A 20,236-nucleotide genomic window follows, 5' to 3' on the forward strand; every position below is an offset into this window, starting at 1 on the left:
GAGAACGTAGGTGTCGGGCCGCCGATGGCGGTCGAGCGGTTGCGTGTGCTGCGCGAATTCGCCGATCGCGGGACGATCGCCGCTGTCGCCGAGGCGCTTTCGATGACGCCGTCGGCGGTGTCGCAGCAGCTCAAGGTGCTCGGCAAGGAGGCGGGGGTGGCACTGCTCGAACCCGATGGTCGTCGCGTTCGGCTCACCGACGCGGGGCATGCCCTCGTCATCCGTGCCGACGAGGTGCTCGGTGCGATGGACCGGGCCGTGGCCGAGATGGCCCACTATCGCGGCTCTGCCCGCGGTCGCGTCCGGGTCGCGCTCTTTCCCTCCGGTGCGGCACTGCTGCTGCCGCGGGTGCTGCCCGCCCTCGCCGACAGCGGCGTCGAGGTCATCGCCCGCGACGAGGATCTGCCGCCGAGCGAAGTGCCGCGCCTGCTCGCCGACTACGACATCGTTCTCACCCACCGCGACGAGCGCTCGCCCAGCATCGCGGGCCCCCGCGTCAGCACCAGCGTCATCATGCGCGAACCCACCGATGTCGTTGTCGCACCGACCCATCCGCTCGCGGCCCGTACCGAGGTGACTCCGGCCGAACTCGCCGAGGAAACCTGGCTCAGCGTCCGCGGCGGCTTCCCGGTCGACGATGTGCTGCGCTCCATCGCCACCATGACCGGCGTCCAACCCCGTATCGCCCAGCGCCTCAACGACTTCCGTGTCATCGAAACCCTGGTCGCCGCCAACTACGGCGTCGCCCTCATGCCCCGCTGGGCCGTAGCCCACCCGAACCTCGCGGTCCTACGTCTCGCCGGCGTCCGCGCCGCCCGCCTCTACGAACTGGCCACCCGTCCCCACGCCATTACTCGCCCCGCCATCGCCACCGTCCTGCAAGCCTTCCGCACCGCCGCAGCTCAAGTCGCCGCCGAATAACCTCCGCCCCGCACTGGCGCACAGCCTGTGGCACCGTCACACAGGTTGCTGCAACTTATGTGAGGGTGCCAATCGCTATGCGGCAGCCGAATTCTCGGGACTAGTGGTGTCGGGGCGGGCCCGGGCGGTACTGCTGGGAGCCGATGTAGCCGAAGTCGTCGGCGACCATGGCGGCCAGCTCCAGGAGTGCGCGACGGGTGGGCTTGCTGACCAGTTCGAGGTCGATTTCCGCGCCCTCGGCGAGGTGGTCGTCGAAGGGGACCACCTGCACCGCGCGGGTGCGGTCCAGGAACAGCTTGCGCAGCTGGTCCAGGTCGACGGTGGAGGCGCCGCGGCGAGAGGCGTTGACCACCACCACGGTTCGCTCGACCAACTTGCCGTAGCCGTGGTGGTCCAGCCAGTCCAGGGTGGCCGAGGCGCTGCGGGCGCCGTCGATGGCCGGCGAGGTCACCAGCACCAGCGAGCTGGCCATATCCAGTACACCGGCCATCGCCGAGTGCATCAGACCGGTGCCGCAGTCGGTGAGGATGATGTTGTAGAACGACTGCAGGATGCCGATGGCCTGGCGGTAGTCGGCCTCGCTGAAGGCCTCGGAAACCGCCGGATCCTGTTCACTGGCAAGCACTTCCAGTCGGCTCGGCGCCTGTGAGGTATGCGCCCGCACATCGGAGTACCTGGTGATGTGGTGGTCCTCGAGCAGATTGCGCACGGTGGAGCGGGTCTGTCGTGGCACGCGGTGCGCCAGGGTGCCGAGGTCGGGATTGGCGTCGATCGCGATGACCCGGTCGCCGCGCTGTGAGGAGAACGTCGATCCGAGCCCGACCGTGGTCGTCGTCTTGCCGACGCCGCCCTTGAGCGAGAGGATCGCGATCCGATAATCGCCGCGCACCGGCTGATTCACCCGGTCGACGAGATCGCGGTAGACGACATCGGCCGCGGACTCACCCGGATTGATCATGCCGCCGGAGGCCTTGTGCATGGCCCGCCGCCAGCCACTGCGCGGCGCCTTACGGGCCCGCTTGAGCAGATTCAGGTCATTGACCGAATGCCCTGGCTGCCCCGGCTGCGGCACATGCTGCGGCTGGAACGGCTGTTGCGGCTGATACGGATTCGGCGGGCCCCCTTGCCATCCGGGCGGCGGACCCTGCTCGGCATATGGCATCTGGCCGGTATTCGGCCCCTGGTCCACATAGGACGGTGGCCCCTGTTCCGCGTAGGGCAGCGGCCCGCCATGTGGCTGACCCATGGGCGGCTGCCCCATCGGCGGTTGCCCCATGGGGGGCTGCTGATACATCGGCTGCTGCACCGGCGGTGGCGGCGCCCAGCTGTAGATCGGCCCGCTCTGCGGCTCACTCTGACCGTGCGGATCGCCCTGGCCATCCTGCGAAACCCGCCGGACCAGCCCATCGGGCCCGATCTCCTGACGGAACTCGCCATAGGACGGCTCGGGCTGCACCGGATGGTTACCGCTCTGCCCGGGACCCGGCCCCTGCTGGTACGGACCCGGCTGGTACGGCTGCGCGAATTGGCCAGTGCTGTAAGGCCCGTACTGCTCCGGTGCACCGGGCGGCGGTCCGTACTGCTGCTGCGGCATCCCGGCCTGCGGATAGGCGGTGGTCTGATCCGGCCCCGCCGGGAATCCGGCGAACTGCCCGGGCTCCGGCTGCGCGGGCTCGTCGGGCTGCTCGGTCTCCGACTGGTCGGTGGCCTCGGCGGCCTCCTGCTCGTCGCCTGGGTACTCGGATGCCGCGTCGACGGATGCGGATTCGGCCGCCTCGTCCTGCGCCGCGTGCTGACCCGAGGAGTCGGTGGTGACCTCGGCCGTATCCACCGAATGACTCTGCAGCCAGGGCGGAGAAGTCGGGTTGTGGTCGTTACTTGTCACAGTTCCCCCATCTGCTCGGAAATTCGAGCAGAGAGCTCGGCGCTTGCATGCGAATCAACGCTAGCACGGGGTTCTTGCCCCCGCGCCGTGGTGTATACAGCAGACGCACCGGGTGACACGCCGCCACTCACCACTGCTTGCAGGTAGTCCGAAAATACTGATCCAACAGCGATTTCCAGAGCCGGACGCCCGGATCGGCAACATAGCGTCACCAGTGGGCGTCCGGCTCTCACCGTACTCCGCGGTCTCAGCCGAGGTGCCGGATCGATCGGACCGGGCCGAGCGAATCCGGGCCAGAAGGACTTTGGTTCAGTGTGCCCGGTTGACCGCCGAAACAACGGCCCGCAGTGACGCGGTCGTGATGGATGTGGCGATACCGACACCCCACACCACCTTGTCACCGATCGCGCACTCCACATACGCCGCGGCCTGTGCGTCGTCACCCGCGGACATCGCGTGCTCGGAGTAATCCAGTACTCGCACATCGAATCCGACCGTCGCGATCGCATCGACGAAGGCGGCGAGCGGTCCATTGCCCGCGCCGGTGATCTCCTGCTCGACGCCGTCGACCTTCACCACCGCGGTGATCGCGTCGACGCCACCGTCGGTTTCCGAGGCGGTCACCTTCTGCCGCATCCGCTCCAGCGGACGGATCGGGCTCAGGTACTCCTCGGCGAAGACATCCCACATCTCCTTGGGCGAGACCTCGCCGCCCTCGCCGTCGGTGATCTTCTGGATCGCCTGGGAGAACTCGATCTGCAGCCGTCGTGGCAGCACCAGCCCGTGGTCGGTCTTCATGATGTAGGCGACGCCGCCCTTACCGGACTGCGAGTTGACCCGGATGACGGCCTCGTAGGTACGCCCGACATCCTTCGGATCGATCGGCAGGTACGGCACCTCCCAGACGATGTCGTCGACATCGGAGTCGGCATCGTCGGCCGCGGCCTTCATCGCGTCCAGCCCCTTGTTGATCGCGTCCTGGTGTGAACCGGAGAACGCGGTGTAGACCAGATCGCCGCCATACGGGTGGCGTTCGTGTACCGGCAGCTGGTTGCAGTATTCGACGGTCCGGCGGACCTCGTCGATATCGGAGAAGTTGATCTGTGGATCCACGCCGCGGGAGAACAGATTCATCCCCAGCGTGACCAGGCAGACGTTGCCGGTGCGCTCACCGTTGCCGAACAGGCAGCCCTCGATGCGATCGGCTCCGGCCTGGTAACCCAGTTCGGCGGCGGCCACCGCGGTGCCGCGGTCGTTGTGCGGGTGCAGCGACAGCACGATCGAATCGCGGCGCGCCAGGTTGCGGCTCATCCACTCGATCGAATCGGCATACACATTCGGAGTCGCCATCTCGACGGTCGCGGGCAGGTTGATGATCATCGGCTTGTCCGGGGTCGGCGTGATGATCTCGGTGACCGCGTCGCAGACTTCCTTGGCGTAGGACAGCTCGGTACCGGTGTAGGACTCCGGGCTGTACTCGTAGCGCCAGTTGGTGTCCGGGTACTTCGTCTCGACCTCCAGGCACAGCGCGGCAGCATCGGTCGCGATCTTCTTCACCGTTTCCTGGTCCGCGCGGAACACCACACGCCGCTGCAGCACCGAGGTCGAGTTGTAGAAGTGGACGATCACATTGGCCGCACCGGCGCACGCCTCGAAGGTGCGTTCGATCAGCTCGGCGCGACACTGGGTCAGCACCTGGATGGTCACGTCATCGGGAATGGCGCCGTCTTCGATGATCTCGCGAACGAAGTCGAAATCGGTCTGGCTGGCCGACGGGAACCCGACCTCGATCTCCTTGTAGCCCATCCGCACCAGCAGGTCGAACATGCGGCGCTTGCGGGCGGGGCTCATCGGATCGATCAGGGCCTGGTTGCCGTCGCGCAGGTCGACGGCGCACCAGCCGGGAGCGCGGTCGATGATCTTGTTGGGCCAGGTGCGGTCGGGCAGGGTGATCGGCTCGACCTCCTCGGCGAAGGGCCGGTACCGGAAGGTCGGCATGGAGGAGTTCTGCTGCCGGTTCCAGGTGGGCTGGTCGGCGGGGGCGGGCTTCGACGGGGGTGTGATGGTGCGCATACCGGATACGAAGGCGTCAGCAGGGGACATGCGATTTCTCCAGGGTGTGGTGGATCCCTTTTATCGGGGCGACCGGCGCGGCAGAACCCCGCGACGGGAGGCCGGTCCGATCAGACCCCGTCGCGGCGGCCGAGAAGAAGTGCCCGCTGCATGATGTCGGCGAGTTTACAGGGCGGCAATGCGCGGACGAAAGTCCGGCCCCCATCATCCGGTCATCCGACGTAACGATTAGCGTTCCGACCGGCTGGTAGACGCTTGTACGGATTCCGTCCTGTGACGGCTCCGACGGGACGTAAGAGGTACTTCGTATGACTTGGTTGGAACAACTGGCCGTCTTCGCCGCTGGTATCGCGGCGGGCGGCATCAACACCATTGTGGGATCGGGCACCCTCATCACCTTTCCGGTGCTACTCGCTTTCGGGATTCCGCCGGTCACGGCGAACGTCTCGAACACCATCGGCCTGGTTCCCGGCGGGATCAGCGGTGCGTACGGTTACCGGCGCGAACTCGCCGGACAGCGCGCCAGGCTGGTCCGGCTCGGCACCGCGTCACTGCTCGGCGGCACCACCGGCGCGATCTTGCTGCTCACGCTCCCGGCGTCGGCCTTCAAGGCCATCGTGCCTGTACTGATCATCGCGGCGCTGATCCTGGTCGTTATCCAGCCGCGGTTGGCGCGCTGGGTGAAACAGCGCCGCGAGGCCGATACCGGCCCGGCGCCCGAACACGGTGGGCTGATCCTGTTCCTCGCGATCTTCGCGTGCGGCATCTACGGCGGGTATTTCGGCGCGGCACAGGGCGTGCTGTTGATCGGTCTGCTCGGGGTGTTCGTGCACGAGGACATCCAGCGCCTCAACGGCGTCAAGAATGTGCTCGGTCTGCTGGTGAACGCGGTCTCCGCGGTGATCTTCACACTGGTCGCCGACGTCGACTGGCGGGTGGCCGCGCTGATCGCCGTCGGTTCGATCATCGGCGGGCAGTTGGGCGCGAAGATGGGCAGGCGGATGCCGCCCAACGTATTGCGCGCGCTGATCGTGGTGGTCGGCAGTATCGCCGTCGTTCGATTGCTGATGGCGTAGTCCGGCCGTCCGCATCGGCGCAATAGTCTGTATGACCGGTGGTCGTAGGGGATCAGCGGAGATGGAGGAGGAGTATGGCGCTCGAGATGCGAGCCGCATGCGAGCGCTGCGATGCGGCCCTCGCGCTCGATGGCCCTGCGCACATCTGCAGTTTCGAGTGCACCTTCTGCGATCGGTGCACGGCGGCTGTGCAGGCCGTCTGTCCGAACTGCGGCGGCGAGTTGACGCGCCGCCCGCGCCGCACTCGACCGGTCTAGTGCGCGTCTCTGGCGTCCGTCGGGGGAATCCCCTACCGGATGGTGCGGCGCGATCAGGGTTGCGGCGGAGCGGGATTGGTCCCAAAGGAGGACGACGAGGGCCGGGTCCGCGACGCAGGATTATCGGTATGCGCGGGTGGAAGATCGTTGGGTTGGCGCTGATCGCCTTGGTTCCGTCGTTGGTCGGGTGCGCCAGGCAGAGCGAGGCGGTATCGCAGATCGCCGAACTCGTCGCACAGGCGGATGCGGCGCCTACTCCGAAACTCGATTGGGCGCAGTGCGCCGAGCCCGAGTTGAGCAGGTACCAGTGCGCCACCGCGGCGGTTCCGATCGACTACGCGCAGCCCAGCGGCCCGACGCTATCCCTGGCGATCATCAAACAGCCCGCCGCCGACAAGGACCGGCGCATCGGCACCCTGTTCACCGCGGTCGGCGGGCCCGGCGGCTCGGGCTTCAAATGGGCGAGCCACGGCGAGCTGTTCTCCGGCGAGGTGGCCCGTCGATTCGATGTGATCACCTTCGACCAGCGCGGTATCGGCCGCAGCGGGCAGGTGCGTTGCTTCCCGAATTCCGAAGAGCAGCACCGGTTCTGGTCCGGATTCCTGCTGCCGCCGACGAATGCCGAACAGGAGAGCGCCGCCGCGCGCAACGCCCGTGAGCTGGCCGCGGGATGCGCCGCGAACAGTCCTGAGCTGGTCGGGCATCTCACCACCGTCGATGCCGCCCGTGATCTGGATCTGCTGCGTCGCGCGGTCGGCGATGCGACGACGACCTACGAGGGCGGGTCCTACGCGAGTTATCTGGGCGAGGTCTACGGCGCGCTCTTCGGCGACCGGGTCCGCGCACTGCAACTCGGTTCCATGATCGATCCGGATGCCTACACCAACGACTCACGCGCCCAGATCGCCGACTCCGCGGCGGGCACCGAGGAGGTGCTCGCGGAGTTCCTGCGGCTGTGTGCCGAAGCGGGACAACCTCGTTGCGCATTCGCTGGCCCGGCCAAGACCGACGCCGCCACGCTGCGCGCCCGCAACGATGCGGTGCTCGACCGGTTGCGTCAGGGCCCGATCGAGGTCGGACAGGGTGAGCGCGCCCGCGCGGTGACCTTGGCCGACGTGCTTCCCGCCCACGCCACCATGCTCTACGACCCGAAAGCGGGTTGGCCCGCGCTGGCCGAGCTGCTCACCGAGCTGGAGCGCGGCCCGGCGGGCAATCCCGATGCCGTACAACAGATTCTGGACGCGGGCGGTTTCACCGAGGACTTCCTCGATGCCTACACCGCGATCAGCTGCGCGGACAACAGCTTTGGTCGCGAGCCTGAGCAATGGCCGACGCTGGCAACCGAACTCGCAAGCACTGCACCGCATTACGGCGCCATGTGGCTGTATCTGCGGCAGGCCTGTGGGGCTTGGCCCGCGGCCGTCACGGGCTATTCGCAGCGCATCACCGGTCCGTGGATTCTGCGCTCGGATAAGCCCGCCCTGCTGTTCAACAACCGATTCGATCCGGTCACCCCGTTGACGGCGGCCCGCAGGGCCCAGCAGGAATTGGTCAACGCCAGGCTGGTTGTCATAGAGGGCGGTTATGGGCACGCGGTGGTGAGCGAGTGCGCGGGCCGACTCCAGGAGCACTATCTCGTGGACCTGCAACTCCCCGCACCCGGTGCGACCTGCAAGCCCGATAGGGCACCATTCGCCGACTGACGACGCTGCGCGTGCTCCGGTCGACCAAGATCGTTCGGCTGCACTGTTCAGCACACCCGAATCCCGGTAGTCTGCGCTCGGCTCTGCGTGATTATGGAGGTGGCCCGGGTGCACAGACGTGCCTTTTTCAAGGCATCCGGTGCGGCCGCGATGTTGGGTGTCGCGGGTATTGCAGTGGGTGCGGGACCGTCAGGTGCCGCAGATCCGATGTGGGACAACCTTTTCCGCATGTGGGTCCCGGAAATCTTTGCGCCACTTCCCGATCCGCCCGCGCATTCGCCCGCGATCGTGGTCGGCTCCGGCTTCGGCGCCGCGGTCACCGCACTGCGCCTGGCCGAGGCCGGCATCGCCAATACCGTGCTGGAGCGCGGTTCGCACTGGCCGAACGATCCCTGGCGGGAAATCTTCACCGGTGACGATCTGCCCGACGGCCGCGGCTTCTGGCATCGCACCAACTTCACCGGTGTCACCAAGGTGCCGATGCATTTCGCCAGCTTCGGCGGGGTGCTCGATTGCACCCCGTACCCGGGCATCGACGTGTGGCGGGCGGCCGCGGTCGGTGGCGGCTCGGTCATCTTCTCCGGTGCGATGGTCGCGCCCGAGCGCCGCTTCTTCGACCAAGTCTTCGGTGGCACAGTCGATTACGGCGAAATGGAGCGGGTCTATTACCCGCGGGTACGAGAGATGTTGCGGCTCAGCCCGATTCCGGCGGACCTCTACGCCGCTACGCCGTTCGCACATTCCCGGGCCTGGGACGAGCAGGTGCGCAGGGCGGGCTATCAGCCGCTCGCCAATGACTCGATCTTCAACTGGGATGTGCTGCGCGGCGAAATCGCTGGCACTACCAGGCCCTCCGCGACGGTGGCGCGCAGTAATCTCGGCAACTCCAACGGCGCGAAGTTCGACCTCAACCAGAACTACCTGCGTTATGCCCAGGACACCGGCAAGTCCGCCATCTATCCGGGTCATCGCGTCGACGCCATCGCGCAGGAATCCGGTGGCCGCTATGTGGTGACCGTCACCAAACTTTCGCCGACCGGCGAGGTGATCTGCACCCGCACCCTCACCTGCGACCGCCTGTTCCTCGGCGCGGGTTCGGTCGGCACCTCGGAGCTACTGGTGCGGGCCCAGGCGACCGGCGCACTGCCGAACCTCAACGAGCACACCGGCGACGGCTGGGGCACCAACGGTGATGTGGTGCTGGCGCGCGGTGCCAGCCAGTTGGCCGGCTTCGGTCAGGGCGTGCCGAGCGCGAGCCGGATCCTGGACGAATCCGCCGTGCCGCTCACGCTCGAAAGTTGGTACATCCCCGGCATTCCGTTCGAGACCGGCGCGCTCGCCTCATTGGGCATGGTGCTCGATCCGACTCGCGCACGCTTCGGCTACGACCGCGCCCGCAATACGGTCGGGCTGTCCTGGTCGTCCCAGAACCGCGACGATATCGTCGCGGCCGCCCGCGCGGTCGATCACCGGATCGCCGAACGCTCCAATGCCCTGGTCGAATACGGCGCACTCGGCTACGACGCGAACGCGCTGTTCACCGCGCATCCGCTGGGCGGTGCGGTGCTCGGGCGGGCCACCGACGGCAACGGCCGCGTGCACGGCCATCCCGGCCTGTACGTAATGGACGGTGCGGCCATCCCCGGGAGCACCGGCACGGTCAACCCGTCGCTCACCATCACCGCGCTGGCCGAGCGCAATATCGAGGCGATCATCCGCGCTGGGAAGTAGCCCGGCGCGGCCCGTATTACTGTCGGCGGGACCGTTCGGCGTCGAAGGGATCCTCACGTGGCAACTCCAACCAGGCCGACCCCATTGGGCCTCGACGAAGCGCCTAAGCTGGACTTTCCGCGCAAACCGCCCGCGCTGTGGTCGGACCTGGTGATGTTGGTGCTGGCCGTCGTCTCCGTCGCGCTGCTCACCTGGGTCGTCTTCTTCGACGTCTCCGCACACACCTACCGGGTGATCGTGGTCCTCGACTATTCGGTGTGCGCGATCTTCGCCGCCGAATTCCTCTGGCGCTGGCGGCGCGCGGGCTGGCCGTGGACCTTCCCGTTCGTCTACTGGTACGAAGTCCTCGGCATGATCCCGGTGACCAGCCCGTTCTTCCGTGGGTTCCGGTTGCTGCGGATCGTGGTGATCGCCGTGCGTGTCGGGCGGGTCGCCGACCGGGCGCTCGGCGATCGGGTGACCGCGGCGGTGGTGAACCGGTTCGTCACGACCATCGTCGATGTCATCAAGCGCCCCATGACCATCGCCATCCTGGACGAGGTCGCGCAGGTGCTGCGCGCGGGCCACTACACCCGCAATATCGCGGCGGCGCTAGAGGAGAACCGCGCTGAAATGGACGAGATGATCCTCGAACTCATCAAGAAGGATCCGCAGGCCGGTCGGGTCCGCTACATCCCGTTCCACGACGAGATCATCCGACTGATCGCCGACACCACATTTCGCATCGTGTTCCAGGTGCTCGCGGATCCACGCACCGACGAACTGGTCTCGGACATGATCCGCGAGAACGTGGATCAGATCCGGGACGCGGTGCATGCCGGGGTGCGCGTCGAGCCGTCCAACCACGGCCCGACGCCGCCCGAAGCGAGCGTGCGGCACCACCTCAGTCGTGTGTCGCGTGCCTGATCTCATCGCGCGGCTGCGCGTATCGCATTGTCTCCCAAACGATCAGCAGCGCCAATACGCCGAACAGCAGTGCCAGTGACGCCAGCGCGGGCAGCGCACGGGCCGCTGGGATCAGCGCGAGCAGTACCGCTGCGGCCACCAGTCGCGGCACCGTGACAGTGCGGGTCGCGTAGTGCTTGAATCCCACCAACGCGATCAGATACAGCACGACACCGCCGTACAGCGCGTACAGCGGTATGCCGTACAGCGCGTCCCGCAAGCTGTGTGCCGATTCGTCGCCGACGTAGTAGAGCACCTTCTTCAGCCCGAGCGAGAGCAAGATGATCCCGGCGATCATCGGGAAATGCCAGAAGGTGTAGGAGTTTCGGGCGATCTTGACCTGTCGCTCACCCTCGGCGTGCCGCAGCTCGTGCTCCACCGCCAGCGCCGCCACATCGAAATACGCCCACCACAGCAGACCCGATACCGCGAGCCCGAGCAGCGATCCGACCGCGATCGGCCACGAAATGGGCAGGCCGGCAACGCCGATGCCGATCGAGACGATCGATTCGCCCAGCGCCACAATGATGATCAGCCCGTAGCGCTCCGAAAAATGGCTGGCCGAATTCACTCGCCAGTCCTCGCCCGCCAGTAGGGTCCAGCCCATATCCCCGGCGATCGCGGCGATCCACAGCACGATCTGCGCGGTCCCGGAGGTCATCGCGGCGATGACGAGCAGGGTCGTGCCGATGGTGATGGAACCCAGACTCCAGCGCAGAACCTGTTTGCGCAGTTGTGCATCCTCGGCGCTGGCCAGCAGGAACATGCCCAGGTGCACCAGGCGCACGATCAGATAGGCGACCGCAAAGACCAGCGGCCCGTACCACCCGCCGCGCAGATCTTTGAAGGCCTCGGGAATGGTGAGCGCGGCCAGGAAGCCGCCGCCCATCGCAATGAACATGGCGACCCGGGCGATGCCCTCGTCCGCGCGCACCACATTGCCCAGCCAGGAGTAGGCGATCCACAGCCACCACATGACCGCGAGTACCAGACCAGCGCGCAGCATGTTCTTGGCGCTGGTGTCGTGCGCGGCCAGGTCGGTGACCATGGTGAAGGCGAAGACGAGCACGAGGTCGAAGAACAACTCGAGCTGAGTGACGGACGCATCCTCTGCCGTTGGCAGGAGTCGAGCCCGTTTGGAACCGATCATGGTGCACATCGTCGCATCCGAATGCGACAGGTGCGCAGGGTCGGCTACACGGCCTGGTAGTTCTCGTTCTCTGTGAAGCCCTCGGCGAACTCGATGAAGTTCTGCACCATGGTCTCGTTCGAGCGCCGCATGTTCCGGCTCACCAGCATGCCCGGGATGGGGATCGGGACATAGAGCTCCACGTGGTACCAGACGTCGGTGCCGTCGGCGCCCTCGGTGACCTCGAACCAGCCGCCGCCCTTGACGCCGCGCGTGCTGTCGGTGACCTCCCAGGAGGACCGGTTATCGGTCCATTCGTACTCCAGCACCTGCAGATCCGAGCTGCCCATCAGCTCCGCTTTGACGAATACCCGGCGCGGGCGTAGCTCGTCATCGCGGCTCGCGACCCGGGCGTCGGTGTAGGACGTCGACCACTCCGGCAGCATCTCGACCGCGGCCAATGCATCCATTACCTGCTCGGGATCGGCGTCGACGACGAAACGGATATCGGTCTTTGTACGCATTCCATACCTCCGCCCCCGCCCAACTACATCGGCAAATTGTGCCCAGCGACACATTCACAAGTCAACCGAGCGGTTCAGTGCCCGGCGCCACATCAGTCGGATTCGGAGGCATATCTCGGGGTGATCACAATCGATTATCAACTGCGAGAACGTGTTCCGATTGGGTATTCGGTCGAACGGCGATATCGCCGGGTCCACTGGACTTACCATCGGAGATGCCGGTCACCGTGGCTGAGTGCGGCCGCCCTGCCGGGGAGGGAGCGTTGCCATGAAATACAGCGAGTTGCTGACCCGGGTCCAGGACGCGATCACGGTGCGCAAGGTGTTCGGGGAGGCGCATGAATCCAACGGCGTCACCGTCATTCCGGCCGCGAGTGTCGGTGGCGGCGGGGGTGGCGGCGGTCAGGGCGCAGAGGGGGTAGGCGGTGAGGGCGCCGGGTTCGGATTGGGCGGTGCGCCGGTCGGCGCGTTCGTCCTGCGGGACGGAAAGCTGACCTGGCATCCGGCCGTCGACGTCAACGCCCTGTTCGCGACGGTCGGCCGGGTGCTGATCGCGGGCATTCTGGCTTGGGCCTGGCTGCGCAGCAAACAACCGACCCGCGGGTAGCGGGCCCTCGGGTTTCGCGGCTCAGGGCATCGCGGGTTCGATAATCGCGTCCGGGCCCGGGTAGACGAGCGATTCGTGCCCGTCATCGAATCGCACTACGTAGGGCGGTGCGCCCTGGGGCCCTCGGACTTCGACGATTTCGCCGTGGCGATCACCCTGTCCCACTACGTGTCCGTGCACGAGGAGCCGGTCTCCGACATTCGCCATCATCGCCCCATTATCGAATGGCGGTGACGTGCATCACAAGGGTTCGCCGTACAACACGGCGTTTCATTCGGTCCCGACGAGCCGATCGACCGCGGTCTCGATCAGCTGCTGGCTCTGCTCCTCGGTGAAGATCCCCGGCAGCGTCAGCCGGTCCACGATCAGCCAATTCAGCGCCAGATAGAGCAGAATTACCGACTTGTCGTCGCCGGGCAGTCCGGCTTCGAGGTGGTTGCGCACATTGAAATCCAGATCCGCACGCACCGCCTCGGTCATGACCGCGCGCAGCTCCGGTCGCCGTGTCGCCTCCAAGCGCAGCTCGAGCATTGCCAGGTAGCCGGTGCGGAACGCCTCGATGCGGCTGACCGTCTCCCGCATCAACTCGGTGATATGCGCGCGCGTCTTCGGGCCCGTGGCGAGTTCGGCCATGGTGGCCGCACTCGGCTCCAAGCGCTCATAGAATCGGCCGCCCGCCTGGGTGAGCAGGTCGTCGCGGTTGGCGAAGTAGTTGGACGCCGTACCCGCTGGCACCGCTGCCTCCTTGTCCACCGCTCGGAAGGTGAGCCCGCGCGCTCCCTCCTTCGCCAGCACCTCGAGTGCCGCATCGAGCAGCGCTTGTCGTCGCTCCGGGTTGGTCCGCACTTGACACCACTCCATCTGTAGTACTACCTTCAAACCACTTCAGGCAGAGTACAACGGATCGGGCGGTATCGATATGCGAAAGCTTGTTTACTACGTGGCGGTATCGCTCGACGGCTACATCGCGGGTCCGACGGGTGAGTACGACTTCTATCCGTTAGACGCCGAGATGGCGACCTGGATCAACCAGCAATATCCGGAGTTCGTGCCGAGTCAGGTGCGGCCGCACTTCGAGATGGCGGTGGATGAACCGAACACGCGCTTCGACACCGTGCTGATGGGCCGGGCGAGCTATGAGCCCGCGCTGTCGGCGGGCGTCACCAGCCCGTACGCGCATCTGCGGCAGTACGTCATCTCGAGCACCCTCGGCCCGAGCGATGATCCGAAGGTCGAGGTGGTCGCGAGTGACCCGCTCGGTCTGGTGCAGCGGTTGAAAAAGGAAGAGGGCGGCGATATCTGGCTGTGCGGCGGCGGCAAGCTGGCCGGGGCACTGCTCGGTGAGCTCGACGAGATGATCGTCAAGAGCTATCCGGTAGTCGCGGGCAGCGGCATTTCCGCCTTCTCGGGTGCGTTCGCCCCGACCCTGTTCACGCCGACCAAGCGCCGGGACTTCGGCAACGGCGCCCAGGTCACCTGGTTCACCCGGGCCTGACCATCCAGCAGTACGAAAGAGGTATCGATATGCGAAAACTCAGCTACTTCGTCGGCATGTCCCTGGACGGCTACATCGCGGGTCCCGGCGATGACATCAGCTTCTATCCGATCGGGGCCGATATGTGGGACTGGATGAAGGCGGAGTACCCGGAGACGCTGCCCACCCATGTGCGCCCACATATCGGGCTGGCGGTCGACGCTCCGAATCAGAATTTCGACACGCTGGTGATGGGCCGTGGCACCTACGACCCGGGCCTGGCCATCGGCGTGACCAGCCCGTACGCCCATATGCGGCAGTACATCGTATCGAGCTCCCTGGGGCGCATCGACGATCCGACGGTCGAACTGGTCGACAGCGATCCCGTCGGTCTGATCCGCCGCTTGAAGCAAGAGGAGGGCATGGATATCTGGCTGGCAGGTGGTGGCAAGCTCGCCGCGCAACTGCTCGGCGAGATCGACGAACTCGTCATCAAGAGTTATCCGGTGGTCTCCGGTACCGGAACCCCGGCCTTCGCAGGCGAATTCAACCCGACGCTGTTTGCGCCGACCAAGCGCACGGAGTTCGGCAACGGTACCCAGGTCACCTGGCTGACCAGGGCATGAAACCCGCCCGTGGCGGCATCGCGCCGCCACGGGCCGGGCCCGGCTCACCGCTCGCCCGCGCCGATCCGGTCGTACACCAGGACGACGGCACCGGAGTCGGTGGTGGACAGATCGGTGAGCGACCAGCTGGTCGCTGGCACGCCGTCCTCGAACAGCCGCGCGCCGCCGCCGACGAGTTCGGGGCACAGGGTGATGATCAGCCGATCCAGTTCGCCCGCCACCAGCAGGTCCTTGATCACGCTGCCGGAGGCCAGCACCACGATGTCGCCGCCGGATTCGGCACGCAGGCGCTTGACCGTCGCGGTCGGGTCGGCCTCGGCGATACGAGAATTCGGCCACGGCGCCTCGGTCAGGGTATGTGAGAAGACGATCTTGTCCACCGCATCGAGCCAGGTAGCGAAGGCCCTATCGCGTGGCTCGGCGTTCTCGTCGGCGGCGACCGTCGGCCAGTAGCCGCCGAAGCCCTCGTAGTTCTTCCTGCCGAGAAGGGCCGTGGTCGCGGTGCTGGTCAGCTTGACCATCTGGTCACGGGAGGCGTCGCTCACCGCATGCGGCACGATCCAGCTCATGTCGTAATCGCCGCCGCTGCCATTGGTCCGGCCGTCGAGGGACAGCGAGATATTGGCAACGACGCGGCGGGCGGTGGTGTCGGTCATGATCGGCTCCTTTTGTTCGTGGCGCCCGGTGCGCCGCTGCACTGAATACTTCCGGCGTCGCCACCGCCGAACATCTGCCAACTGGTCGATATTCGCGCCGACAGGTGGCCGATTCCCGGTGGTCGGATGCGGGCGGTAGTGGCAGACTCCGAGGCGCGATGATCGACTCCGACCAGCACTTTCCGCCCGAGCTATCGTCATTCGTCGGCCGAGCCGAGGAACTGGCCGCCCTCACGGCCGCAGTCGCGCCCGGCCGAGCGCTGACCCTGGTCGGCCCGGGTGGCTGCGGTAAGACTCGGCTGGCACTGCGGGCCTGCGCCGCACTCGCCGACGCATGGCCCGACGGCATCCGCTGGATCGGTTTGGAGGATGAGCGCGACGCCGACGGCATTGTCCGCGCGATCGCGGCGGCGCTGGGAATTCCGCTCGCGGCGACCGGTATTGAGCTGGCGGAGTCTGGTGGGCGGCCGGCAGTGTCGGATGGACGGCTGGCGGAGTCAGGTGGACGGTTAGCGGAGTCGGATGGGCGGTTGGCGGTGTCGGCAGGGCCGCTGCAGGAGTCGAGTGGATCGCTTGCCGCGGTTGCGGATCCGGTGCGCATGTTGGCCCAAGAATTGATGTCCAAGACCACGCTGCTGGTGGTGGACAACTGTGAACACCTGCGTGCGCCGGTGGCTCGGATCGTGGCGGCCATCCTGGCTCGTGGCCCCGGCGTCGGTGTGCTCGCCACCAGTCGCGTACCGCTCGACCTACCCGGTGAACGGGTGCACCGGTTGTCGGCGCTCAATCTGGCCGACGCACTCGAACTCTTCCTGGACCGAGCAGGTGGGACGGAGCTGGGCCTGGATGGGCTGGCCGCCGCGCGTCGGGTGTGCGACCGGCTCGACCGACTACCGCTCGCTCTCGAACTCGCCGCGGGCTGGGCGGGCACGCTCTCGCTTCCCCAGCTGGCGGATTCGTTGCGGGATCCGTTCGCACTACTCGACGACGACACCGGACGCGCACCGTTCCGGCAGGCCACGCTGACCGCATCGATGCGGTGGAGCTATGACCTACTCGACGCGGATGAGCGCGAATTGTTCCGGCGTCTGGGGGTTTTCGAGCCCGGCTTCGCTGCGCAAGCTGTCACCGGTCTGGCCGAGCGGCTCGGTATTCCGGCTGGGCGCTATCTGCGTGCGTTGCGCGGCTTGATCGGCAAATCGCTGGTGTCCGCGGATACCACTGGTTCGGTGGCCCGTTACCGAATGCTCGGCGTGGTGCGCGATTACGCGCTGCTGCGGCTCGACGAGGCGGGCGAAGCAGCGGAACTGCGCGATCTACATCTGGATCTCATGCTCGCACTGGTCGAAGACGCCGCGCCGATGCTGGATTCGGACAAGGACGCGTGGCGTACCCAACTCACCGTCGAGTATCCGAATCTGCGTGCCGCCATCGAATGGGGTTTGGACCGTGCCGACCCGCGCGCCGCTTCGAGTGACTTGACCTCTGCCATGTCGAGGAAGACAGTCGGCAGCGCCGCCGACCCGACGGCGGGTCGGCGGCTGGCGGCCGGGGTGGCCTGGCTGTGGCATCTGGGTATCCACGCTGCCGATGGTATTCGGCTGCTGGAACGTGCTGCGGTGCAAGGGAATGGCTCCCAGGACGAGACGCACGCGCGGGTGCTGCTGGCCCAAGCGCTCGTTGCCGATACCGCCCTGCCCGGGTTCATCAGCTATGAAAAGGCCTGCGCCGCAGCAAAACTTGCCGAGGAATCGGATCTGGTCGACGTCGGTCTGCTGGCCCGCGCACTGATCGCCATCGGCACGATCGGTTTCGATCTGGACCGCGCTCGTGCCGAAGCGGCGGCGGTGCATGCGGACGCGCGACGGGCCGGTGCCGGTTTCGTCGCCGATGCGACCCAGGCGCTGATCGGCCTGGTCCATCTGCTGCGCGACGAACATCGTGACGCGATCGACCACCTCGAGCCCGCGGTATCGGGTCTACTCCGGCGCGGCGACCGCGCCATCGGTTCCTCCGCACTGTGCTGGCTCGCATTGGCGACCGCGCACTGCGGTGCGCTGGCGCGCGCGATCGACCTCGCCGAACAGGCGGTGACCACCGCGGCTCCGCTGCGCGATTACCACCGCATCGCACTGGCCCGTACCGCGCTCGCCGAAATCCTGCTGTGGGCAGGCAGATCCGAGTCCGCGGCCGCTGCGCTCGCACCGCTCGATCGACTCGTCGATGGTGCCGACCTGCCGCCGTTCGTCCCCGGCTGGGAGCGGGTGCACGCCCTGCTCGAACTCGACTGCGGACGGCCCGCCGATGCCATCACCTGGTGTCGGCGCGAAGGGCGTTGGCAGGAGCGGCCTTCCGACGATCAGCTGACACCGTGGACGCGACTGGTGCTCGCTCGTGCGCAGCGTGCATCGGGCGCCGCGACCGAGGCCGCCGAACTGCTCGACCAGCTGTCGGCGGAACCGCTGACCACGGTCCTGCCGTCGGTGCACGCCGCTGTGCTGGAGCAGCGGGCACTACTCGCGCCGGATACCGAGCAGGAAATGCGAATGCACCACGAGGCCTTACGCATTCGCGACGAACACGGTCTGGTGCTCGGCTGCGCGGACAGTCTGGCGGCATTGGCGGCGGTGGCGCTGCGACGCGCCTCCTTCGAGACCGCGGGTCTGCTGTCCGGCGCCGCCGAGCGGGCCCGCGCCGACGCGGGATCGGTTGTCCGCGTGGATATTCCCGACGAACCGGCGCTGCTCGAGCACATCGAACGCGGCCGCACCATGTCGTTGCGCGACGCGATCGACTACATCACCCGGGCTCGCGGCAGACGCAACCGTCCCGACTCCGGCTGGGAAAGTCTCACGCCAACAGAGCGTTCCGTGGTCGAACTCGCGGTCTCCGGCCTGACCAATCCGGAGATCGCCGCGCGGTTGTTCATCAGCCGCGGCACCGTGAAGACCCATCTCGCGCACGTCTACGCGAAACTGGGGATCGGCAACCGTACCGAGCTCGCTCGTCTGGCGCCGAATGATGCATCCGAGCGCTGACCAGCAGTGCACGCAATCGTGCCGACGCTGCCGAGGGCCCGGTGCTGTTGTTGGTCACGCGCCGTCGCGCAGAAATGACAGTCGTACCTGCCGATCCGGGTTGTCGACATTGAGATCGACCAGCGCGATCGACTGCCAGGTGCCCAATGTCAGCGCACCGTCGATGACCGGAACGGTGCCATAGGGCGGAATCAGCGCGGGCATCACATGGGAGCGCCCGTGCCCCGGTGAGCCATGTGCGTGCCGCCATCGGTCGTCGGCGGGCAGCAGGTCGCGCAGTGCGGCGAGTAAGTCGTCGTCGCTGCGTGCGCCGAGTTCCATGATCGCGATTCCGGCGGTCGCGTGCGGTACGAAGATATGCAACAGTCCATCGCCACCGGCGTCCCGCGCGAATGACGCACACTGCGGGGTGATGTCGCGCACGACCTCGGTGCGTCCCGTGCTCACCTTGATCACCGTGCTCTTCATGGGCTCCATCGTCCTCTTGCGTCCCGCGATCGCGTACCGGTGTTCAACGCGATTCGTGCCCGGAGCCGGTTTCGTTCGCCCGCAGCAGCGCGGTCACCTTCAGTGATGTTTCGTGCAGCCGGTTGAACACCTCCAGCATGAATTCCAGTTGTTCGACCGGGTAATCGGACATGGCCGCGCCGAACTCGCGTGCGAGTACCTCGTAGTGCGGGGCGAGGTCATCGATGCGCTCCCGGACCACGCTGATATTGACGCGCCGTCGGTCCTTTTCGTCGTGCTCGCGCCGCACATAGCCCGTCTTGAGCAGTCGGTCGATCATCCGGGTGACGGCGCCGGTGGTCAGGCCGGTGCGCGCGGCCAGTTCCCCGGCCGTTGCCGGGCCGCCGAGCCTGAGCATGTTCAGACAGCGCAGGTCGGTGACGTGCAGGCCGAGTTTGTCCGCGACCGCCTGATGCATCATCACGCCGTCATTGGCGCTCTGCTGGGCGGCGATGGTCAATGCCGTCGCCAAATCCGCGCGTTCTGCCATCCCTTGACATCCTCGTATCACTCGATCAATATCTTACTCAGTCAACTATTTACTTGATCAGTTATTGAGTTGCTCAGATCTTACGCTGGTCGGATCCTGTCCGGAGGTTGTCATGTCCGTTGATCAGCGGGCCGATGAGGCTGCGATTCTCGCGTTGCTCGACCGTCAGAACGCGGCTTGGGCGGCGGGTGACGCCGAGGCGTACGCGACGGTGTTCACACCCGACGCCGACTACGTCACCTGGATCGGCACCCATTTCAAGGGCCGCGCGGCCATCCGTGACTCGCACCTCCCGTTGTTCGCGAAATACCTGAAGGGCACCCACCTCGAAGGTGAGATCACCCAGCTGCGATTTCTCACGCCGGATGTGGCGGTCGTGCACGGCCGGGGTTGGCTGCTGAAGCATCGGCAGCGCCGCACGCGTCGCGCCATGAAGGTGCAGACGACGGTCTTCGTCCGGCAATACGGCGAGTGGCTGATCGCCGCATTCCAGAACACGAAAACACACCCGCTCATGGAAGCCATTGGCATCAAGATCGATTCGCGTCAGGCCCCCTCGACGCTGCCGGGCCGGGAGGTACCAACAAATTGAGT

20 protein-coding genes are annotated in these 20,236 nt (G+C 66.6%); 11 read left to right on the forward strand and 9 right to left on the reverse strand.

Annotated features, from left to right (window positions below; all coding sequences use genetic code 11):
- Nucleotides 1–24: 24 nt before the first annotated feature.
- Entirely contained in the window at nt 25–921 is an 897-nt protein-coding gene (locus ACQP1G_RS01920) for a LysR family transcriptional regulator (protein ID WP_433208004.1), read from the forward strand.
- A gap of 100 nt (nt 922–1,021) precedes the next feature.
- Here ACQP1G_RS01920 and ACQP1G_RS01925 read toward each other — a convergent pair whose 3' ends face one another.
- Both ACQP1G_RS01925 and leuA read right to left on the reverse strand, forming a co-directional pair.
- On the reverse strand, nt 1,022–2,515 hold the full coding sequence (locus tag ACQP1G_RS01925; protein WP_433208007.1) for an AAA family ATPase: 1,494 nt from the start codon (nt 2,513–2,515) through the stop codon (nt 1,022–1,024).
- 600 nt (nt 2,516–3,115) lie between these two features.
- Nucleotides 3,116–4,909: a 2-isopropylmalate synthase gene (gene leuA / locus ACQP1G_RS01930; RefSeq protein ID WP_433197754.1), complete on the reverse strand. Its 1,794-nt coding sequence runs from the start codon at nt 4,907–4,909 to the stop codon at nt 3,116–3,118.
- Nucleotides 4,910–5,187: 278 nt separating this feature from the next.
- On the opposite strand from leuA, the gene ACQP1G_RS01935 reads away from it, so the two are divergent.
- From ACQP1G_RS01935 to ACQP1G_RS01955, 5 genes are all read left to right on the forward strand, one after another.
- Nucleotides 5,188–5,955: a sulfite exporter TauE/SafE family protein gene (locus ACQP1G_RS01935; RefSeq protein WP_433197756.1), complete on the forward strand. Its 768-nt coding sequence runs from the start codon at nt 5,188–5,190 to the stop codon at nt 5,953–5,955.
- Between the two features lie 86 nt (nt 5,956–6,041).
- Nucleotides 6,042–6,212 carry a DUF1272 domain-containing protein gene (locus ACQP1G_RS01940; RefSeq protein WP_433208010.1) on the forward strand — a complete coding sequence of 57 codons (171 nt, stop codon included), beginning with the start codon at nt 6,042–6,044 and terminating at the stop codon, nt 6,210–6,212.
- A gap of 128 nt (nt 6,213–6,340) precedes the next feature.
- On the forward strand, nt 6,341–7,915 hold the full coding sequence (locus ACQP1G_RS01945; protein WP_433197758.1) for an alpha/beta hydrolase: 1,575 nt from the start codon (nt 6,341–6,343) through the stop codon (nt 7,913–7,915).
- A gap of 108 nt (nt 7,916–8,023) precedes the next feature.
- On the forward strand, nt 8,024–9,646 hold the full coding sequence (locus ACQP1G_RS01950) for a GMC oxidoreductase (protein WP_433197760.1): 1,623 nt from the start codon (nt 8,024–8,026) through the stop codon (nt 9,644–9,646).
- A gap of 57 nt (nt 9,647–9,703) precedes the next feature.
- Nucleotides 9,704–10,552, forward strand: coding sequence for an ion transporter (locus ACQP1G_RS01955; RefSeq protein ID WP_433197762.1), 849 nt, complete (start codon nt 9,704–9,706; stop codon nt 10,550–10,552).
- Here ACQP1G_RS01955 and ACQP1G_RS01960 read toward each other — a convergent pair.
- Together ACQP1G_RS01960 and ACQP1G_RS01965 are read right to left on the reverse strand one after the other, a co-directional pair.
- The gene (locus ACQP1G_RS01960) at nt 10,530–11,741 is read right to left on the reverse strand and encodes a low temperature requirement protein A (RefSeq protein WP_433197764.1); all 1,212 of its coding nucleotides are present in this window, start codon (nt 11,739–11,741) and stop codon (nt 10,530–10,532) included. The genes ACQP1G_RS01955 and ACQP1G_RS01960 overlap by 23 nt on opposite strands.
- A 44-nt stretch (nt 11,742–11,785) precedes the next feature.
- On the reverse strand, nt 11,786–12,244 hold the full coding sequence (locus tag ACQP1G_RS01965) for an SRPBCC family protein (protein WP_433197766.1): 459 nt from the start codon (nt 12,242–12,244) through the stop codon (nt 11,786–11,788).
- A 268-nt stretch (nt 12,245–12,512) separates the two neighbouring features.
- On the opposite strand from ACQP1G_RS01965, the gene ACQP1G_RS01970 reads away from it, so the two are divergent.
- On the forward strand, nt 12,513–12,851 hold the full coding sequence (locus ACQP1G_RS01970) for a sporulation protein (protein WP_433197768.1): 339 nt from the start codon (nt 12,513–12,515) through the stop codon (nt 12,849–12,851).
- A 21-nt stretch (nt 12,852–12,872) separates the two neighbouring features.
- On the opposite strand, the gene ACQP1G_RS01975 is transcribed toward ACQP1G_RS01970, so the two are convergent.
- Together ACQP1G_RS01975 and ACQP1G_RS01980 are read right to left on the reverse strand one after the other, a co-directional pair.
- Nucleotides 12,873–13,061: a DUF1918 domain-containing protein gene (locus ACQP1G_RS01975; RefSeq protein ID WP_433197770.1), complete on the reverse strand. Its 189-nt coding sequence runs from the start codon at nt 13,059–13,061 to the stop codon at nt 12,873–12,875.
- A 60-nt stretch (nt 13,062–13,121) separates the two neighbouring features.
- On the reverse strand, nt 13,122–13,712 hold the full coding sequence (locus ACQP1G_RS01980) for a TetR/AcrR family transcriptional regulator (protein ID WP_433197772.1): 591 nt from the start codon (nt 13,710–13,712) through the stop codon (nt 13,122–13,124).
- A 58-nt stretch (nt 13,713–13,770) separates the two neighbouring features.
- On the opposite strand from ACQP1G_RS01980, the gene ACQP1G_RS01985 reads away from it, so the two are divergent.
- On the forward strand, nt 13,771–14,346 hold the full coding sequence (locus tag ACQP1G_RS01985; RefSeq protein WP_433197774.1) for a dihydrofolate reductase family protein: 576 nt from the start codon (nt 13,771–13,773) through the stop codon (nt 14,344–14,346).
- Nucleotides 14,347–14,375: 29 nt separating this feature from the next.
- On the forward strand, nt 14,376–14,951 hold the full coding sequence (locus tag ACQP1G_RS01990) for a dihydrofolate reductase family protein (RefSeq protein ID WP_433197776.1): 576 nt from the start codon (nt 14,376–14,378) through the stop codon (nt 14,949–14,951).
- A 44-nt stretch (nt 14,952–14,995) separates the two neighbouring features.
- Here the strand turns inward: ACQP1G_RS01990 and ACQP1G_RS01995 are convergent, their stop codons facing one another.
- A complete protein-coding gene (locus ACQP1G_RS01995; protein ID WP_433197778.1) occupies nt 14,996–15,607 on the reverse strand; it encodes a dihydrofolate reductase family protein in 612 nt (203 codons plus the stop codon).
- Between the two features lie 158 nt (nt 15,608–15,765).
- Here ACQP1G_RS01995 and ACQP1G_RS02000 point away from each other — a divergent pair, with 158 nt between their 5' ends.
- Nucleotides 15,766–18,645: a helix-turn-helix transcriptional regulator gene (locus ACQP1G_RS02000; RefSeq protein WP_433197780.1), complete on the forward strand. Its 2,880-nt coding sequence runs from the start codon at nt 15,766–15,768 to the stop codon at nt 18,643–18,645.
- A gap of 54 nt (nt 18,646–18,699) precedes the next feature.
- Here ACQP1G_RS02000 and ACQP1G_RS02005 read toward each other — a convergent pair whose 3' ends face one another.
- Nucleotides 18,700–19,113: a YjbQ family protein gene (locus ACQP1G_RS02005; RefSeq protein ID WP_433197782.1), complete on the reverse strand. Its 414-nt coding sequence runs from the start codon at nt 19,111–19,113 to the stop codon at nt 18,700–18,702.
- Nucleotides 19,114–19,156: 43 nt separating this feature from the next.
- Nucleotides 19,157–19,642 carry a MarR family winged helix-turn-helix transcriptional regulator gene (locus ACQP1G_RS02010; protein WP_433197784.1) on the reverse strand — a complete coding sequence of 162 codons (486 nt, stop codon included), beginning with the start codon at nt 19,640–19,642 and terminating at the stop codon, nt 19,157–19,159.
- A 112-nt stretch (nt 19,643–19,754) separates the two neighbouring features.
- Here ACQP1G_RS02010 and ACQP1G_RS02015 point away from each other — a divergent pair, with 112 nt between their 5' ends.
- Nucleotides 19,755–20,234 carry an SgcJ/EcaC family oxidoreductase gene (locus ACQP1G_RS02015; protein WP_433197786.1) on the forward strand — a complete coding sequence of 160 codons (480 nt, stop codon included), beginning with the start codon at nt 19,755–19,757 and terminating at the stop codon, nt 20,232–20,234.
- The last annotated feature ends 2 nt before the right edge of the window (nt 20,235–20,236 follow it).

Origin of the sequence: Nocardia sp. CA-107356 (assembly GCF_050946365.1) — a bacterium.
GTDB lineage: Bacteria > Actinomycetota > Actinomycetes > Mycobacteriales > Mycobacteriaceae > Nocardia.

Bases quoted from the DNA above. Each gene is read 5' to 3' on its own strand.
- ACQP1G_RS02010 (WP_433197784.1), bottom strand. From the start codon at position 19,642: ATGGCAGAACGCGCGGATTTGGCGACGGCATTGACCATCGCCGCCCAG.
- ACQP1G_RS01965 (WP_433197766.1), bottom strand. From the start codon at position 12,244: ATGCGTACAAAGACCGATATCCGTTTCGTCGTCGACGCCGATCCCGAG.
- leuA (WP_433197754.1), bottom strand. From the start codon at position 4,909: ATGTCCCCTGCTGACGCCTTCGTATCCGGTATGCGCACCATCACACCC.
- ACQP1G_RS02000 (WP_433197780.1), top strand. From the start codon at position 15,766: ATGATCGACTCCGACCAGCACTTTCCGCCCGAGCTATCGTCATTCGTC.
- ACQP1G_RS01980 (WP_433197772.1), bottom strand. From the start codon at position 13,712: ATGGAGTGGTGTCAAGTGCGGACCAACCCGGAGCGACGACAAGCGCTG.
- ACQP1G_RS01935 (WP_433197756.1), top strand. From the start codon at position 5,188: ATGACTTGGTTGGAACAACTGGCCGTCTTCGCCGCTGGTATCGCGGCG.
- ACQP1G_RS01985 (WP_433197774.1), top strand. From the start codon at position 13,771: ATGCGAAAGCTTGTTTACTACGTGGCGGTATCGCTCGACGGCTACATC.
- ACQP1G_RS01925 (WP_433208007.1), bottom strand. From the start codon at position 2,515: ATGCCGCAGCAGCAGTACGGACCGCCGCCCGGTGCACCGGAGCAGTAC.
- ACQP1G_RS02005 (WP_433197782.1), bottom strand. From the start codon at position 19,113: ATGAAGAGCACGGTGATCAAGGTGAGCACGGGACGCACCGAGGTCGTG.
- ACQP1G_RS01920 (WP_433208004.1), top strand. From the start codon at position 25: ATGGCGGTCGAGCGGTTGCGTGTGCTGCGCGAATTCGCCGATCGCGGG.
- ACQP1G_RS01990 (WP_433197776.1), top strand. From the start codon at position 14,376: ATGCGAAAACTCAGCTACTTCGTCGGCATGTCCCTGGACGGCTACATC.
- ACQP1G_RS02015 (WP_433197786.1), top strand. From the start codon at position 19,755: ATGTCCGTTGATCAGCGGGCCGATGAGGCTGCGATTCTCGCGTTGCTC.
- ACQP1G_RS01940 (WP_433208010.1), top strand. From the start codon at position 6,042: ATGCGAGCCGCATGCGAGCGCTGCGATGCGGCCCTCGCGCTCGATGGC.
- ACQP1G_RS01945 (WP_433197758.1), top strand. From the start codon at position 6,341: ATGCGCGGGTGGAAGATCGTTGGGTTGGCGCTGATCGCCTTGGTTCCG.
- ACQP1G_RS01995 (WP_433197778.1), bottom strand. From the start codon at position 15,607: ATGACCGACACCACCGCCCGCCGCGTCGTTGCCAATATCTCGCTGTCC.
- ACQP1G_RS01960 (WP_433197764.1), bottom strand. From the start codon at position 11,741: ATGATCGGTTCCAAACGGGCTCGACTCCTGCCAACGGCAGAGGATGCG.
- ACQP1G_RS01975 (WP_433197770.1), bottom strand. From the start codon at position 13,061: ATGATGGCGAATGTCGGAGACCGGCTCCTCGTGCACGGACACGTAGTG.
- ACQP1G_RS01970 (WP_433197768.1), top strand. From the start codon at position 12,513: ATGAAATACAGCGAGTTGCTGACCCGGGTCCAGGACGCGATCACGGTG.